This window comes from Marinobacter suaedae, assembly GCF_030519635.1.
GTDB lineage: Bacteria > Pseudomonadota > Gammaproteobacteria > Pseudomonadales > Oleiphilaceae > Marinobacter > Marinobacter suaedae.
This window is the reverse complement of record NZ_JAUMIS010000001.1, coordinates 276,783-293,848: the sequence shown is the minus strand read 5'-3', so window position 1 is coordinate 293,848 and position 17,066 is coordinate 276,783. Positions and strand designations below refer to the sequence as shown.

Below are 17,066 nucleotides of genomic sequence, written 5' to 3'. Positions count from 1 at the left end.
ACCATGAAATTGAAGCCAATACGTCTGTTGTTCGATGCCAATTCGATGGTAATGCGTACTGGCCGCACGCACCTCTCCGGTATTGGACGCACCGCATTGGAACTGGCGAGGGCGCTGGATGAGTTGAATGACCCTGCCGTGGATATTCGCCTGTTGACACAAACCTTTCGTGGGCATATTCCTGAAAGTTTTCGTAATCTTGCAGTGCGCAATATTCCTTGGCCCATTGGCCCGCGCTATGACTGGCTCAAGCAGCGCTTTCCGCTGCTGGAAACGTTGGCGCCCTATGACCTGCTTTACGAACCCAGCAATTTCGCACCGTTGCATCGGCCGGATAAAACCGTGGTGACGATTCACGATGCTATGTTCTTCAGCTATCCCGAGTCATTTCTTGGCCATGACGGGCCAAGGCAGCATGCGCCAGCCTTTGCCCAGCGTGCACGGGCCATTGCTACGCCATCGAAAGCCTCCAAGGCAGATATCGTGAAGTATATGGGGGTTGATGAGGACAAGGTCACCGTCATTCCCTGGGGCGTAGACCGCGGCATTTTCAACGCCAACGATAAGCTGGGTGCGAAAGAACGTGTCGCCCGGGCAACCGGTTGTGATCGTCGCTGGTTTGTCGCAGTTTCCTGCGATATAGGACGTAAGAACACCATTTCCGTTTTGCGCGCGTTCAAGGCTGCCCTTGCCGAGGGCATAGAGCATGACTTGTTGCTAGTGTGGGGTAATCCGCCAGCGGATTATCTGCAAGAGTTTGCCGCCGAAGTGGAGAGCGGGCGCATCCGTTTTCTCAAGCATGTGGATGACACTCTGCTAGGCGATCTTTATGCCGGCGCCACAGCCAGCTGGTTTCCTTCGCGCTACGAAGGCTTCGGCCTACCAGTGCTTGAGTCGCTGGCCTGCGGTACCCCAGTGGTGACTTGCCGAAACAGCTCCCTGGCTGAAGTCGGTGGTGAGGCGGCCATTTACGTGGAGCCCGATGGGATTGACGAAATGGCGGAGCTGATGCGCGAGTTTGATGCCAGTCAGCCAGCGGGAGCACATGGACCCCAGGCGTGTCTTGGCCAGGCGGCCAAATTCCGCTGGGATGACACAGCTAAAGCTTACCTGGCGCTTTTCAAGGCTGCTGCTGAATGATGTCATGGCTAAAAGGGCTGGCGCACCTGCTGATGACTTATGCCTTGCGCATCGTGGTGTGGCAGCGGCTGGAAAAACAAGCATTTCCCGCCGGCAGCATCATGGTGATCGCGCCACACCCGGATGATGAAATCATCGGTGCCGGGGGCGTGATCTTGCAGGCGCTGGAACAAGAGCAGGAAGTTCATTTGGTGTATCTCACCGAAGGTGAGGCGGCGTGTCCGGCCAAGCCGGCAGAACAGGTAAAAAGCCAGCGGCGTGCTTTGACTCGGCAAGTCGCCGGTCAAATAGGCTTGCCACCAAATCATCAGCATTTTCTTGGCCTTGCCGATGGCGCCGTGCCTCAACGTAACCAGCCGGGGTATCAGTCGGCCCGGCAGGCGATACAGCAGCTGATTGATACCCTGCAACCCGATCATGTGCTGGCTACCCATGAGCTGGATTATTGGCCGTTTGATCATGTCGCTTGCGCGCATCTGGCGGAAGATGCGGTGGCAAAGGCCACTCATCGCCCCAATCTTTACCTCTATTGGGTATGGGCCTGGTATAACCTGCGGCCGTGGCACCTGTCACGGGCAGAGTGCCATGGTCTGTTTGCTGTCAGCTGTACTGCCCCGGCCACACAAAAGCAACGCCTGGTTTCCTCCTATCTGGATGCCCGTGCCGAAGATGGCAGCCGCTGGAGTGGCGAGCTGCCGCTTGCCTTGCGCAGGGCCAGCCGTTTTTCCGTCGAAATTTTGCAACAGAGAGTCCATGCCGAATGAGCAAGCCCTGGCAGATTAGCCTGCTGACCCGCTGGGAAGACATTGAAGATCCCGCCTTTGTCGAGCAGTGGCAGCGAATTATGGATGGCTCTGACAATGCGCACGTGTTCTTCCACCCGGTACTGGTGCGGGTGTGGCTGGACACCTATCGCCCATTGCGCGCGTTGCAGCCCCTGTTTGTGCTGGCCAGCCGTGGCGAGCAGCAAGTGGTGTTCCCGCTGGTGCTGTGGCGGCAAAATGCAAAGAATGCCTTCTTACGGACGATTGTGCCGGCCGGTCATTCGGATTTTGACTACCACGATCCAGTATTCCTGGTGCCGCCGGATGATGAGCAAGTACAAAGCTTTTACATTGCACTGAAAGCTGAGCTGGACAAGAGCGTGAAATACGATCGTATTGTTCTTGACGGCATGCATGAGCAGTCTGTACCGGATTACTGCAAGGTGGTGCATCAGGAGCCTTGCCTGCAGTGGTCGTTGAATACTGCCGAGTTTACCGAAGGCTTGGTATTACCCCTGAAGAAGAAGGTTGCCAAGGAAACCATGAGGCGAATGAAGCGTCTGAAAGAACAGGGCGAACTAACGTTCCGTCACTTTCTGCCAGAAGATGCTGGAGATGTTCGCCGATCGCTACTGGTTATGCTGGAGCACCATAAAAGGCGTTGGCCCAATGCTTATAAAGCGCCCGGCTTTCATGCCAACTTGTTAGAGCAGGGTATTAAGGCGGGGATTGTAGACTTTTTCGAAGTTAATCTGGGCGGACAGCCCCTTGCGTGGCGGGTATGTTATCGATACAGAGGCAAGTTCAGCCTGTATATGCCGGCCATTGATGAGGCCTTCAGCCGTTATGCGCCCGGCCATATCTCTTTAGCTTACGCCCTTGCTGAAGCAAAGAAATCCGGTGCGGTAACCGTGGACCATTTGCGCGGCGGTGAAGATTACAAGAATGCCTGGGGTGGCACTAAAACCCTGATCTACGACGCAGTCTTTAATGACAATTCACTCTCCAGCCGTATGCGTCTCGGCTTTTTCAAACTGCTGCAGCAAGCCAAAGCCGCTAGAGCAAGATTCCAAGTAAAGTAACTGAGAACCTCGCAATGCTACCCAACTTTATCGTGATCGGAGCCATGAAATCGGGCACCACTAACTTGTGCCATCAATTGTCTTTGCACCCTGAAATCTTTATCTCCAATCCGAAAGAACCTTGTTTTTTTTCCAATGATGACCGCTGGCAGAAAGGTCTTTCGTGGTATGAGTCGCATTTCGATGCCGTAGCCAAGGAAAAGGCGATTGGCGAGGGCTCAGTCAATTACAGCAAGTTGATGGAGTTTCCAAGCTCGGCAGAGCGGATTCGCCAGGTGTTCGACAAGGAGCTGCGGATTATCTACATCGTGCGTAACCCGCTGGACCAGATCCGCTCCAAGTGGATGCACATGTATGTAGCTGGCATGACGGATAAGGACTTTCGTCAGTCGGTGCTGGAAGATGCGCACTTTGTTGACTCTGCCGATTACCAGTTGCAGCTGGAACAATATCGGAGCTTCATCCCCGATGAACAGATCAAGGTGTTGTTTTTTGAAGACTATATGCGCGATCCCTCTGCGGTGCTGCGTGACTGCTTTGCTTTTCTTGGTGTGGATGAAAGTTTTGACCACATCCAGTTGGACGAAAACAAAAACACGCACGAGAACCGTTGGGGCGATAGCCCGCTACTAGCAACCCTGAAGAAATCATCTGTTTATCGTAGTTTGAAGAAGGTTTTACCCACCAGTCTGATTGAGAAATTGAGACCATTACTACAATGGCGTCTTGAGGAAAAGCCTGATTATGATGAGCAGATGAGGCTGCATTTACAAAAGCACCTGGCGAAATCGAGTAGCGAGTTTCTTGTCCAATATGGCAAACCTGCCGACTTCTGGAAGGGGTTTTAGTTTGATGAAGTTGTGTGCGGTGCGGTTTTGATACCCGACAGGCAAAAAAAAGCAGTCTTGCTGTTGCCATGCCTGCTAACCGGCGGCACCGAGGTGGCTACGCTGGACACGGCCACAGCCCTGCAGCAGCTGGGCTATCGCGTCAATGTGATCGTGTATTTCGATGAATTGGACCCGGCCATGCTGGCCGAGTTCAAGCGAGCAGGCGTTGAGGTAACCCTGCTTCGTTTGCCCCGCGCCGGTGGGGCAATAGCGGCAGTCCGACTGGGGCTGGCGCTTGGCAAGTCTTTGTTGAAACTGCGCTCTTCGTTGGTTTGGTTGCAGTATATGACACCGACACTGGTGCCATTGCTGGTGGCTCGGCTGTTTACCCGTCGTTTACTTGCTGCGGTGCATGTAGCCGCCGGGCATTACAATGCCAGTGGCATGGCACGCTTGCGGTGGCTGGCGAGTTGGTGGTGTAACGCGCTGGTTTGTGTTTCCCACACCAGTGCACGTGGCATTGTTGGGCAGGCGCCTGCCAATTCCCGGCTGGCGCAGAGGGTCAAAGTGTTACCCAATGCCATCGATACCGCGCTGGCGCAGAACGCGGTAGCTATAGACTGGCGCAGCAAAGTGGGCATAGCTGCCGAATCGCCGGTGATTGGCTATGTTGGCCGGCTGGCGCATAACAAAGGTGTGGATGTGCTGGTGAAGGCGGCTGATCAGGTAAACCGGCAGCACCCCGAATGCCACTGGTTGATCGTAGGCGATGGCTCGGAAAGGGAGCACCTGCAAGGCATCGTCGAGGAAGATGGCCTGGCCAACCGAGTGCATTTTGTTGGCAGCCTGCCGCGCGATGCTGTGTACAGTGCCATGAAAGGCTTCGACATTGCTGTGGTGCCCAGCCGCGAGGAAGGCTTTGGTCTCACGGCGCTTGAAGCAATGGCCTGTGGTGTACCTTTGGTGGCCAGTGGCGTGGATGCCCTGCAGGAAGTGGTGAAAGACGGTGAAACCGGCCTGCTTTTTTCACCTGGAGATAGCGGTGAGTTGGCTGAAGCCTTGGTGCAGCTGCTGGCATCGTCTGAACAGCGGCACGTTCTGGCAAGAGCAGCCAGCCGGCATGCAGGAAACACATATGGTCGACAGGCGTTTGTTGAAAAACTTGGCCGTTTGTTGAATGAAAAGGCAGTTATGGGTGAGGTAGGCAAGTGAAGTATCGCCGGGAGATTGATGGTCTAAGGGCATTGGCCGTCGTGCCAGTTGTGCTGTTTCATGCTGGCTTCAGTTTGTTCAGCGGTGGTTACGTTGGCGTGGACGTGTTTTTCGTCATAAGCGGTTATTTGATTACCACGATCCTGTTAGCAGAACTGCATGCCGAGAAGTTTTCCATTGTCAAATTTTATGAGCGGCGTGCGCGGCGCCTGTTGCCTGCATTATTCCTGGTGATGGCCTGCTGTCTTCCGTTTGCGTGGCTATGGTTGTTGCCGGAAGACATGGTGGATTTTGGGCAGAGCTTGATGGCGGTGGTTGGGTTTGTGTCCAACCTACTGTTTTGGCGTGAGGAGACGGGTTACTTCAATACCGCCGCGGAACTGAAGCCATTGCTGCATACCTGGAGTCTGGCGGTGGAAGAACAGTTTTACCTGCTGTTCCCGCTGCTTTTAATGCTGCTTTGGAAGCTGCCACGTACAGGCCTTTTGGTATTGCTGGCGTTTGTGTCAGCCATTAGCTTGGCTATTGCGCAGTGGGGGGCTCATAACCAACCGGCAGCCGCGTGGTTCTTGCTGCCCACCCGGGCGTGGGAGCTCGGCATCGGCGCACTCGTGGCCATGCATTTGCACAATAAGCCGCTCGATGCGCAGGCACGTGGAGGCTTCAACCAGTTGATGAGCCTCGTAGGCATCGGGATGATTGCCTGGGCCATATTCTTCTTCGACGATAACACCCCATTCCCCGGTGTTTGGGGTCTGTTGCCCGTGGTGGGGACGGCGCTGGTTATTCTATTTGCCACCCCTGCCACCTTGGGTGGCAAGCTGCTCGGCGCTCGCTCAATGGTAGGGGTCGGGCTGATCAGCTACAGCGCTTACCTCTGGCACCAGCCGCTGCTGGCCTTCGCCCGCCAACGCAACATTGTGGAGCTTGAATTGCCAGTAGTGTGGAGCCTGATTGTGGCTACCTTTGTGCTGGCTTGGCTTAGTTGGCGCTATGTGGAAACACCGTTTCGCCATGCGTCAACGGTGAGCCGGAAGCAGGTGTTTTCGTTTTCTGCAGCCGGCATGATGGCGTTTTTTGCTGTGGGCACCACCAGTTGGGCTACGAATGGGTTTGATGGGCGGGTGCAGGGAGAGCTAGCTGAAGGTTTATTGGCGGTTTCACGAGAGAAGACTGGTCAGCAGGATTGCTGGGAGGCTTATATAAAGCAGCCGTTTATCGAAAACGCCTGCTCTATTGGCTTGAAAAAGGAGAAGGCGGACTTTGCACTGGTTGGGGATAGTTCAGCTGGTGCCCTGTTTTCTCAGTTGGAAGCATTTTCGATGCGACGCACGTTGGGCGGCGTTGATATGACGCTTTTTGCCTGTCCGGTTCTGCTTGCCAGTGAGCGCAAGGACCACAGTCAACGAACTGCATGCAGGAGGTTCGGCAATGAGTTTCGTGAGGCGGCTGTCGCGGGCCGTTTGCCGCCAACGTTGATTGTTAGCTCAAGATGGACGCTGTGGCTTGAAAGGCAGGGCGTGGATAATCAGGAGGGAGGCAAGGAATCTATCAGGAATATCACGGTTGCCAATGAAAACACAAAGAAGCTTGGCTACGTCGAAGCGCTGTCTCGAGATTACGCCGAGTCGATCCAGATGCTGTTGGCGAATGGGTATAAGGTCGTGCTGATCTATCCAGTGCCGGAAATGGGCTGGGATGTGCCAAAGCACCTGATGAAAACGATACATATCAATGGTGAACTAACGCTGCATGACGCTTCCATCAGCCATCAAGTATTTCGACAGCGTAATGCACGGGCGTACGCAGCTTTAAACGCAGTTGGTGACCATGAAAATCTGGTCCGAATATATCCCGAAAAACTATTCTGCAATAGCTTCATCGACGGGCGCTGTGCCGCGCATGTGGACGGAAAACCGCTTTATTCGGATGACGATCACCTGAGTAAGTATGGTGCAGAGCTTGTGCTAGAGAGGGTAATTGAGCATCTGTAGTTGCGGGTAATCTCTGTCTTCATTGTCGGCTGTGGATTCTTGGAATGCAGAGAAAATCTATGGCTAATAGGTGTCTTGGAAAACTGGACAGTTTGTTCATCGATAAGCAAGGCCGGAAAATGAAGTATTGTCACCGAATGAAATCCGAATATGGCACGAAATAAGTGAGGAAAGATGGAACCTGAGAAAAAGTTAAGGTTGATTCATTTGGCGTCGTCGCATTTGATAGGCCTGACAAACCAGGAATTGCAACTGGCGAAAGCTTATCGAAAATCTGGTCTGGGAAGTATCTTGATTGTTACCGGTGAAAACGAGCAGGTTTCCGGTAGTTTTTCACAACTCAAACTAAATAACATCCCATACCAAGTAATCAGCGGCTTTGACCATCACCAAAATTTTTTCGGGTTGGTTCGTGAGTTCAAAAGAGTCATTTCTAAATTTAAACCGACTACGGTTAGTGTAAATACCAACTGGCAATTGCTGATAGTGGGTTTGTCAAGACTGCCTTCGTTAAATAAGTTCAGAATTGTGTACACAGTACATGGATTTCGCAATAACAGTCGGTTTAAATCCGTTGTGGCGCGGTTTTTGATTGGCCTGCTGCTTTTCCTGTTTGCAGACTCAATTAATGCGCCAACGCGATACGTGAGAGATGAGTTCAAGCTGTTAGGGTATAAAACGAAAACGATTCCCTTGGGTGAGGATGATGTCTTTTTCGAGAATTCATCCCTTCCGGACTTTTCGACGCCTATTGATTTCTGTTTTCCCGGAGAGTTTCGTAAAGGTAAAAATCAACGGCTCCTTGTAGATGCTTTCTCACAGTTCTTGGAAAAAACAAAGAATAGTCAATCAAAACTCTACTTGTGTGGATCAGGTGCCTTATTTCACGAGGTGGTGGATCATGCTAAAAAACTCGGTTTGAATGGCCGTGTGATATTTACAGGACAAATTGGCAGAAAGGAAATGATGGAATTGTATCGGAGGTGCCAAGTTGTAATTGTTCCAACCAATAGTGAAACCTTTGGCCACTGCATTGCTGAGCCACTGATCATGCAGCGCATCGTTATCTCCAAGCCGGTAGGAGTTGCCCTTGATTGCATTGAACATGGTAAGAATGGCTTTATCTTCGGTACTCAAAAGGATCTGGTTGATCAGATGGTGTCTGTTGCGTCTATGGATAAATCCGAACTCGAACGTATCTCCCATAGTGCCGGGGAAACAGGCAGACGATTTCGTTGGGCTGATGTGGCAAAGCGAAATATAGAAGAGCTGATGAGCTAAGATATATGGACAAAAAGCCTTTCTACTGCCAGCCAGTTTCTATTGTCATGCCCCTATACAACAAAGAGTCAACAGTGGTGGATTCGATTGTGTCCATCCAGGCCCAGACTCTAAAGGAGTGGGAGCTTGTTGTTGTTGATGATGGATCGACGGATCGTGGTGTAGAGCGTATTGCATCTCTGAATGATCCTCGAATACGCATTCACAAACAGAAAAACGCTGGTGTTTCGGCTGCTCGCAACAAGGGCGTTGAACTAGCCAGTCATGAGCTGTTGGTATTTATGGACGCGGACGATCTTTGGCTACCTGATTTCCTTAACGCAATTGTTTCATTGTGTAATGATTTTCCGAATTCCCATTGGTATGCAACCCGCTACGAAATATGCCATCCCCGAAACGGCAGATTTATTGCGAGAATCAATGGATTGACTGAAGGTTTTGTCCGGGGCGTAATACATGACTACTTTTCAGTCGCTTGCAGGTCCGATCCTCCGGTATGGACATCTGCTATGGGGGTTAAACGTCACGTACTCCGACGGGTTGGAGGGTTTCCTGAAGGAATATCTAGTGGTGAGGATCTTCTGACTTGGGCAAAGCTTGCTACCGTTTCGCCCTTGGCGTACGACGCGAGATCGCTTGCGATTTTTGAAGTTTCCGGAATTGACCGAACTCCAGACGCAGACTCAAAGGTGTTTTACGAGTTGCTCAAGTTGGCTCGCCTTAACCCTTCATACAAAAGCATCAAAGCGTACTTGGGCTTTTGGGCCCGTATTGAATCAATAAAAGCGATGGGCGTAGATGCCAACGCTTTTGCTCGTCGAACCGCTTGGCGTGCGTTTCGTTACGGGCCACTGCAGTGGCGTAACGCTTATACCCTTGTGCTCGCCCATCTTCCGGCTACCATACGCCACCGGATGGATACTTTTTTACGCCAGTTCGCACGCTGACAGGTAGTAGCTTTGATGAGGTTTTTTGCATTGCCTGAACAGCACCTTCGCCGTCGAATGCCCTTCATAATGTGGGCGTTGGCAGTGGGCTTGTTGGTAAATTTTGTCCCGATTTTCCTCCCGTTTTTAAGCGGTTTGCCCCTCAGCTTTCTAGGCTGGGTGTTGCCGTTAGTGGGTTGTGGGCTTTACCTGTTGATGAAGAGCGGAAGGGTAAGTTTCCCTTTACTCATCTGGTTGCCTTGGGCGGCCTGGGTGTTGGCGTATTTGCTGCTTGCCGAAGCAGCGAATGCCTTCCAGCGCAGTATTATGCTTCTGACGCCATTGGTTGTTGGCACTGCGTTTTCCTGTATCCGGGTAGATGTGGTATTCCTTGAGCAATGCCGTCGCTGGATGATGATTTTTGTCTTGGTTTACCTCTTGGCCAGTGTGATTGCCAAAGGTAGCGGTGCGTCCGGGGTGATTACTGCCGCTTTGTTGGCGAGTTGGTTGGCGGCAGGCTACGGCATGTTCAATCTGCGTAGAGATATGGCGCTGTGGGGACTGCTGGCGTTGGTGCCGGTCATTTCGGTAACGCGCATGGGCATATTGGCGGTTGGAGCGACGTTACCAGCTACCTTGTCGCCTCTTGCCCTGCACAAACGAATTGCTGTCGTTGTCTTGGTGGTAATTGGGGGGCTGGCTGCTTTTCAGCTTGAGAGCGTGCAGGAGAAGATGTTTTTCTCAGGTCAGGGTACCTTAAAGCAGGCTTTTCAAAGTGGCATTGCGATGCTGTCGGGTAACGCGGACGCGGTTACCGGGGATTTTCGTACCAATGCGCGATTAGGCATGACGCTAACACTCAAAGCGCAGGTTCAGGAGGCCTACTGGTTCGGCCACGGTGCTAATGCGGTTGAGGAAATTACCCGTACCTACTTCGATGGCCTGACGCACCCTCACAACGATTGGCTCCGACTGCAGCATGATTATGGCACCCTTGGAATGCTGATTTTTGCCTTCACTCTGGTGGTTCAGGCACTTTCCGCCTGGCGGGTAGCAAGAACCTTACACGGTGAAGCCGCTCGGTTTATGTACGCCGCTGCCAGCGCTTTTATCCCCATGGCCATGTTTATGTTTACGGACAACGTGATCATGTATGTCGCGTGGTTCGGTAACCTTCACTTTGCCATGCTGGGCTTGGGGTACGCGGCCGCCCGGTCACAGCGGACTGGCCTGCTGTGAGGATCCTTCTACTACATAATTTTTACGGCACCGAAGCGCCCTCCGGCGAGAACGTAGTTTTCGAGGCTGAGAAAACGTTGCTGGAGCAGCGCGGCCACTCGGTGCGGCTATTTACCCGTCACAGTGATGAGATTCGCGGAAAGGGTGCTGCGGGAACGCTGGCGGGTGCCCTTTCTACACCGTGGAACCCTTTCAGTGCGAAGGCGTTGAGTCAGTTGGTGGCGGAGTTTCGCCCGGATGTGGTGCATGCCCACAATACCTTCCCGTTATTGTCCCCAGCGGTGTTTCATGCAGTTGGGAAGCGAGCTGCTACGGTTCTCACTCTCCACAACTATCGCTTATTTTGCTCGGCGGGTATTCCCATGCGGGCCGGTCGAGTCTGTACGGACTGCATTACTCGGCATTCTGTACAGCCGGCATTGCGACATGGGTGCTATCGGGGGAGCCGGGTAGCGACCGTGCCGCTGGCCCTGAATGTTGCGATGCATCGCAGGCTGGGCACCTGGCAGCAAAAGGTGGATGCGTTTGTTGCTTTGTCGGACTTTCAGCGTCGGCTGATGGCAAAGGGGGGGCTGCCAGCCGAGAAGATGCATGTTAAGCCGAACTTTTATGCTGGGCAGCCTCCAGTTTTGCCCTTTGATGCTCGTGATGGACAGGTGGTTTTTGTTGGTCGGTTGGGCAGAGAAAAAGGCGTTCACACGCTGATTGAAGCTTGGCGAAAGTGGGGCAGTAATGCGCCTAAATTGAAGATTGTGGGCGACGGTCCGTTGAGAGCAGAGTTGCAGAACCGGGCTGAGGGGTTGCCCATTGTCTTTGCTGGGCAGGTGGGGGCAGAAGAGGCCCAGCAGGCGATTGCCCATGCTCGCCTGGTGGTATTACCGTCCGAATGCTTTGAGGGGTTCCCTATGGTGGTGAGAGAGGCGTTTGCCTTCGGCACACCTGTGGCGGTTTCCAATCTGGGCCCCTTGCCGGACATTGTTCGCCACGGTGAAAACGGTGTGGTGTTTGAGCCGGCGAATGCGGCTTCGCTATTAGCGACAGTTCGTGAAGCCTGGCAAGCACCGGGGTTGTTGCCCTGTCTTGCTGAAGGTGCCCGCCGCGAGTTTGAGACGAAGTATAACGAGCAGGCCAATTACGAGATCTTGATGAATATTTACCAACAGGCGGTTGAGAGAAACCGGGCAGAAGTATGAAGGAAGACATTCTAGGCTACCGGGTTGATGCGCTTTCACCCGGGGAGTGCTGTGACCAAATTTGTAATTCAATTGAGGCAGGCGAGAAACGCTGGCTGGCCTGCATGAATCCTCATTCGTACGCGGTATCGCTTCAGGACCAGACGTTCTCGTCGGCGCTTCACAATTCAGACTATCTGGTCGCTGATGGTGTTGGTGTGGTCTATGCGTCGCAGATGCTGGGCGGCAATATCAGTGAACGCGTGACTGGTTCGGATGTTTTTTCGGGAGTGCTGGAGCGGTTGAACCGCACTGGCGGCAGGAGGGTGTTTTTCCTTGGCTCAACGGAAGAAACATTGGCGGCGATTCGAAAACGGTTGGCTCGGGATTATCCCAATGTGATCTTGGCAGGAACCTATTCGCCACCGTTCAAGCCGGAGTACAGCCGGCAGGAACTGGATGAGATGATCGCTGCTGTAAATCTGGCGCAAGCCGATGTGCTCTGGGTGGGCATGACCGCACCCAAGCAAGAAAAATGGATTATGGACAATTTCCAGGAATTGGACGTGCGTTTTGCAGCGGCGATCGGGGCCGTTTTCGACTTCTACACCGGCCGTGTAAAGAGATCTCATCCTGCCTTCCAGCGAGTTGGTTTGGAATGGCTGCCCAGGCTGGTGCAGGAGCCGAAAAGGCTGTGGCGCAGAATGTTTGTTTCTGCTCCAGTGTTCCTGATAGATGTCTTGAAATCCAAGTGGTTCGGGAAAAGAGTCGTTAATTAAGGGCAGTTTTATGCCTGATCATTGTTTTGCGGAGAAAAGGTTTGGTTAAGAAGGCGTTGATAACCGGTGTAACAGGGCAAGATGGCTCGTACCTGGCGGAATTTTTGTTGGAGAAAGGGTATGAGGTACACGGCATCAAGCGTCGCGCTTCATTGTTCAATACCCAGCGGGTAGACCATGTCTACCAGGACCCTCACGCAGATAATCAGCGATTTATTCTGCACTATGGCGATCTGACGGATTCCTCCAACCTCACGCGTATCCTCCAGGAAGTTCAGCCGGACGAGGTGTATAACCTTGGTGCCCAATCCCATGTGGCGGTGAGCTTTGAGGCGCCGGAATACACCGCCGACGTGGACGCAATGGGTACCTTGCGACTCCTTGAAGCAATTCGTTTGCTGGGTCTGGAGAAGAAAACCCGTTTCTATCAGGCGTCCACCTCCGAACTCTACGGTTTGGTTCAGGAAATTCCCCAAAAGGAAACCACGCCATTCCACCCGCGCTCGCCCTACGCCGTGGCAAAGCTCTATGGTTACTGGATTACGGTTAACTATCGGGAAGCCTATGGCATGTATGCCTGTAACGGCATCCTGTTCAACCATGAATCCCCGCGCCGTGGCGAGACCTTTGTAACACGTAAGATTACTCGCGGCCTGGCCAACATCGCGCAGGGGCTTGAGGAGTGCCTGTTCATGGGCAATATGGACGCACTCCGGGACTGGGGCCATGCAAAGGATTACGTGCGGATGCAGTGGATGATGCTGCAGCAGGATCAGCCGGAGGACTTTGTGATCGCAACGGGTGTTCAGTATTCCGTGCGTGAGTTTATTCAGTGGTCTGCGAATGAGTTGGGCATCACGCTTCGTTTTGAAGGCGAGGGTGTCGATGAGGTGGCGACGGTCGAGGCCATTGAGGGTGACAAGGCACCGGCCTTGAAGGTAGGCGATGTCATTGTGCGGGTGGACCCTCGCTATTTCCGCCCTGCTGAGGTGGAGACCTTGCTGGGTGATCCATCCATGGCAAAGGAGAAGCTGGGCTGGGAACCGGAGATTACGGTTCAGGAGATGTGCGCGGAAATGGTGTCTGAGGATCTGAAGGTCGCCCAGCGTCACGCGTTCCTGAAGCGCAATGGCCATGATGTTCGGGTTTCGGTGGAGAAGTAACATGCCGGGTAGTTTGAGACACCAGCGGGTATTTGTTGCTGGCCACAAGGGGATGGTGGGTTCGGCGATTGTTGGTCGGCTGAAAGACCTGGGTTATGAAAATATCCTGACCGCCTCAAGGGATGAGCTGGACCTGCTGGACCAGGCAGGAGTGCGGGCGTGGTTTGCAGAGCACAAACCCGATCAGGTGTACATCGCGGCGGCGAAGGTTGGTGGCATTCATGCCAATAACACTTTGCCTGCGGAGTTCATTTACCAGAACCTGATGATCGAGGCGAACCTCGTTCACGCCGCGCATCAGTCGGATGTACAAAAGCTGTTGTTCCTCGGGTCATCGTGCATCTACCCGAAGTTTGCTGAGCAGCCGATGCGTGAGGACGCCTTGCTGACTGGCACCCTCGAACCGACCAACGAGCCCTACGCCCTGGCCAAGATTGCCGGTATCAAGTTGTGTGAGAGTTATAACCGACAGTACGGGCGCGACTACCGCAGTGTAATGCCCACCAATCTGTATGGCCCTAACGACAACTTCCACCCGGAGAACAGTCATGTGATTCCGGCGTTGCTGCGCCGGTTCCATGAGGCGGTTCAGAATGATGCGGCTGAAGTCGTGATTTGGGGCAGTGGTAAGCCGATGCGGGAATTTTTGCATGTGGACGATATGGCTGCTGCCAGCGTTCACGTGATGGAATTGGATGATGCGACTTATCAGGCCCATTCCGAGCCCATGTTGTCCCACATCAATGTGGGTACCGGGGTGGACTGCACAATCCGTGAGCTCGCTGAGACGGTCGCAAGAGTAACGGGTTACCAGGGCAAGCTGGTCTTCGACAGTTCCAAACCCGATGGCACACCACGCAAGCTGATGGATGTGTCACGCCTCAAGTCGCTGGGCTGGGAAGCGAGTATTTCACTGGAGGATGGCCTTCGTGATGCTTATCAGTGGTATTTGGATAACCATGAAGTTGCCCGCATGGCTTGAGACCGAGTTGACGCTTTAGCGAGTCCGCTTTGGGAGCGGGTGGGGGGGATGATCGGATTGTGCGGTTTATCCCTCATCATCAATGACTGTAAAAAGACGTTAAATGCTTGCTCGGCTCATGCTCTTTTATCCTTTCCCTCTGTATACTTAGTCACCTACTTTTAATCGTCTCTGCCTACACTGGAAGTATTCCCTCAGCTCCCCGCATCTAAGTACTGATATTCCTGATTTAGAGGTATATATATGGTCTCGGCCAGCACTATCGGCCTGCTTTCGGCGTTCGCTTCCCTGATCGCTCTCCTGATTCTTAAACCGATTGCCGCCTACGTCGATCTCCTGGATCGGCCTGATCAGCGTAAGACTCACGTTGGCGCTATTCCTTTGGTCGGTGGACTGAGTGCATTTGCGGGGTTATGCGTTGCCTGGCTGCTGGAGATGCCAATGGCCGACGGGTATGGTTTATTCCTGATCTGCTCCGCCGTCCTGGTTATTATGGGCGCGGTTGATGATGCGAAGGATCTGCCTGCCAAGTTTCGTCTGGCTGGGCAGGTGGCGCTCGGTGCGATACTGGCCTTTGGTTCCGGTCATTCTCTGCAGTCCTTTGGCAATCTGTTTGGCCTCGGGGTTATTGAGTTGGGTATATTGGGGCCGTTCGTTACCATCGCAGCGATCATCGGAGCCACCAATGCGTTCAACATGGTTGATGGTATTGATGGCCTGGCGGGTAGTCTGTCTCTTGTAGCGCTGCTCTCACTGACCATTCTTTTTGCTTCGTCGGGCGGCTTCCCACTGGAATTGACACTTTGCCTCTCGCTCTCCTTTGCGTTGATTCCTTATCTTATGGCCAATCTTCGTATTCCTCCTTTCCGGCGGAAAATCTTCATGGGCGATGCGGGATCGATGTTCATTGGCTTTGCCGTGGTTTGGCTGTTGGTGAATGGAACGAGTCTTGAGAGTCAGGCCTTCCGGCCGGTCACTGCATTGTGGCTGGTTGCGATTCCGCTGATGGACATGGTGGCAATCATGGTGCGCCGGGCTCGGAAGGGGCAGTCTGTGATGAAGCCCGATCGGGATCACTTGCATCACATTTTCATGAGGGCAGGTTTCTCAGATCGGCAGGCGTTGGTCATGATCACCGGTATTGCCCTGTTGTTCGCGGCGTTCGGCCTCATCGGTGAGTACTTCCGAATTCCGGAGTGGCTGATGTTTAGCTTGTTTCTTGGTGTGTTTGCAGCTTATGACTGGGGGTTGAGCCATGTATGGCGTCTCTTGGTGCTGCTTCGTCGCAGGCGCATCGGCGAGCGCGCCTGATATCAAAATGTCCGGAGGAAATGCCAGCGTGCCATGTAGCGGATGCTGACAAAGAGCTGGTTAAAGGGCCGGGGCTTTGCTCCGGCTTTTTTGAGTAAGAGGATTGGTCAAATGTGGCCGTCGACAGAATATATTGGAAGTAATAACGCCACGTAACTGAAACAGAGGGGCTGTTCACGTAGAATCTGCGCCTTCTTGGTGGAAGAATTAGCACGCCATCAAACTGAGGATCTCCGGAATCATAACGTGGTTGCGGAGCCTATTCTGTTTGCGAACGGTCCTATTGCCTGGCCATGCCGGAGAAGGAGGGCGGGCGGTAGCGTGCCTGAATGAAAACTTGAACTGTGACAGGTCAATTGATGCACAATAATCAGGAAAGAATGGGTTATAGCGAAGAAATTAGTCTGGTGGATCTGGCAACCACCTTTGTTCGCCGCCGTCGGGTATTCTATATATCGTTCCTCGTCATTACCTTACTGGCGATAATTTATGTCCTGATGACACCTGCGAGGTATGAGTACGTAAGTCTGATACAACTGGCCGAAGACGGAAAAGGGGAATATTTAGAAGCCCCGGGTACCGTGGTGGCGAATCTTGAGAGTCGCTGGATTCCGGAACATGTAGCCACCTTTACCGAAGTCAATGAACGAGGCCTGCCTTTTGAAGTGAAAGCCACCAATCCCAAAGAAACAGGCCTTATTCGCTTGACCACAGACGCCACGGAAGAACAAAGTGATTTGGTTAGTGAGATTCACACAAAACTGATCACCAACGTAAAAGAACGGCAGCAGAAACTAATAGAGATTACTGGCAACACACTCGACAAACGCATCGCCTCACAGGCAGCGGTAGTAGCGGCATTACAGGCAATGGAAAGCAGTGAAAGCACAGCGTTGGCACTTTCGTCGGCCATACAGAAGCAGGCCGAGCTTGAAAGCGATAAAGAAGCCCTGAAACCAGCAGAAGTACTGGTGACGAGCCGACAAAGTAATCATGGCAAAGGCCCCGGCAAAGCGCTGATTGTAGCGTTGGGCGCAATTCTGGGATTAATGGTGGGCGTAATCCTGGCCTTCTCTGCAGAATTCGTTGCACTGGTGCGCGACAGCCTTAGCGACGAGCAAGAAGAGTAAGGGTTACAAGCAAAGCTGTTGAAAAAGACAGCTGACCCCAAAGGCTCAACGACCGCCATTT

Annotated in this window: 15 protein-coding genes; all 15 read left to right on the top strand. The window is 53.1% G+C overall.

The features are described 5' to 3' along the window. Nucleotides 1-3: 3 nt before the first annotated feature. The 15 genes from QVZ43_RS01245 to QVZ43_RS01175 all read left to right on the top strand — a co-directional run bounded on the left by QVZ43_RS01245 (nt 4) and on the right by QVZ43_RS01175 (nt 17,005). Nucleotides 4-1,140 (top strand): glycosyltransferase family 4 protein, encoded by a 1,137-nt coding sequence (locus QVZ43_RS01245; RefSeq protein ID WP_302908562.1) that lies wholly within the window; start codon nt 4-6, stop codon nt 1,138-1,140. Then, on the top strand, nt 1,137-1,904 hold the full coding sequence (locus tag QVZ43_RS01240; protein WP_302908561.1) for a PIG-L deacetylase family protein: 768 nt from the start codon (nt 1,137-1,139) through the stop codon (nt 1,902-1,904). The genes QVZ43_RS01245 and QVZ43_RS01240 overlap by 4 nt, the downstream gene beginning before the upstream one ends. Beyond that, the gene (locus QVZ43_RS01235) at nt 1,901-2,986 is read left to right on the top strand and encodes a GNAT family N-acetyltransferase (protein ID WP_302908560.1); all 1,086 of its coding nucleotides are present in this window, start codon (nt 1,901-1,903) and stop codon (nt 2,984-2,986) included. The genes QVZ43_RS01240 and QVZ43_RS01235 overlap by 4 nt, the downstream gene beginning before the upstream one ends. A 14-nt stretch (nt 2,987-3,000) precedes the next feature. After that, entirely contained in the window at nt 3,001-3,834 is an 834-nt protein-coding gene (locus QVZ43_RS01230; RefSeq protein ID WP_302908559.1) for a sulfotransferase family protein, read from the top strand. Between the two features lie 63 nt (nt 3,835-3,897). Then, the gene (locus QVZ43_RS01225) at nt 3,898-5,028 is read left to right on the top strand and encodes a glycosyltransferase family 4 protein (RefSeq protein ID WP_302908558.1); all 1,131 of its coding nucleotides are present in this window, start codon (nt 3,898-3,900) and stop codon (nt 5,026-5,028) included. Continuing rightward, nucleotides 5,025-7,022 carry an acyltransferase family protein gene (locus QVZ43_RS01220; RefSeq protein ID WP_302908557.1) on the top strand — a complete coding sequence of 666 codons (1,998 nt, stop codon included), beginning with the start codon at nt 5,025-5,027 and terminating at the stop codon, nt 7,020-7,022. Before QVZ43_RS01225 ends, QVZ43_RS01220 begins: the two co-directional genes overlap by 4 nt. Nucleotides 7,023-7,196: 174 nt before the next feature. After that, on the top strand, nt 7,197-8,303 hold the full coding sequence (locus QVZ43_RS01215; protein WP_302908556.1) for a glycosyltransferase family 4 protein: 1,107 nt from the start codon (nt 7,197-7,199) through the stop codon (nt 8,301-8,303). Nucleotides 8,304-8,308: 5 nt separating this feature from the next. Next, complete coding sequence (locus QVZ43_RS01210) at nt 8,309-9,250, top strand: glycosyltransferase family 2 protein (protein ID WP_302908555.1); 942 nt, start codon at nt 8,309-8,311, stop codon at nt 9,248-9,250. 30 nt (nt 9,251-9,280) lie between these two features. Next, complete coding sequence (locus QVZ43_RS01205) at nt 9,281-10,468, top strand: O-antigen ligase family protein (protein ID WP_302908554.1); 1,188 nt, start codon at nt 9,281-9,283, stop codon at nt 10,466-10,468. Next, nucleotides 10,465-11,661 (top strand): glycosyltransferase family 4 protein, encoded by a 1,197-nt coding sequence (locus QVZ43_RS01200; RefSeq protein ID WP_302908553.1) that lies wholly within the window; start codon nt 10,465-10,467, stop codon nt 11,659-11,661. Before QVZ43_RS01205 ends, QVZ43_RS01200 begins: the two co-directional genes overlap by 4 nt. Then, nucleotides 11,658-12,419, top strand: coding sequence for a WecB/TagA/CpsF family glycosyltransferase (locus QVZ43_RS01195; RefSeq protein WP_302908552.1), 762 nt, complete (start codon nt 11,658-11,660; stop codon nt 12,417-12,419). Before QVZ43_RS01200 ends, QVZ43_RS01195 begins: the two co-directional genes overlap by 4 nt. Nucleotides 12,420-12,460: 41 nt before the next feature. Further along, entirely contained in the window at nt 12,461-13,582 is a 1,122-nt protein-coding gene (gene gmd / locus QVZ43_RS01190) for a GDP-mannose 4,6-dehydratase (protein ID WP_302908551.1), read from the top strand. Between the two features lies 1 nt (nt 13,583). After that, complete coding sequence (gene fcl / locus QVZ43_RS01185) at nt 13,584-14,564, top strand: GDP-L-fucose synthase (protein ID WP_302908550.1); 981 nt, start codon at nt 13,584-13,586, stop codon at nt 14,562-14,564. A 243-nt stretch (nt 14,565-14,807) separates the two neighbouring features. After that, nucleotides 14,808-15,875 (top strand): UDP-N-acetylglucosamine--undecaprenyl-phosphate N-acetylglucosaminephosphotransferase, encoded by a 1,068-nt coding sequence (wecA, locus tag QVZ43_RS01180; RefSeq protein WP_302908549.1) that lies wholly within the window; start codon nt 14,808-14,810, stop codon nt 15,873-15,875. Between the two features lie 359 nt (nt 15,876-16,234). Then, entirely contained in the window at nt 16,235-17,005 is a 771-nt protein-coding gene (locus tag QVZ43_RS01175) for a Wzz/FepE/Etk N-terminal domain-containing protein (RefSeq protein WP_302908548.1), read from the top strand. The last annotated feature ends 61 nt before the right edge of the window (nt 17,006-17,066 follow it).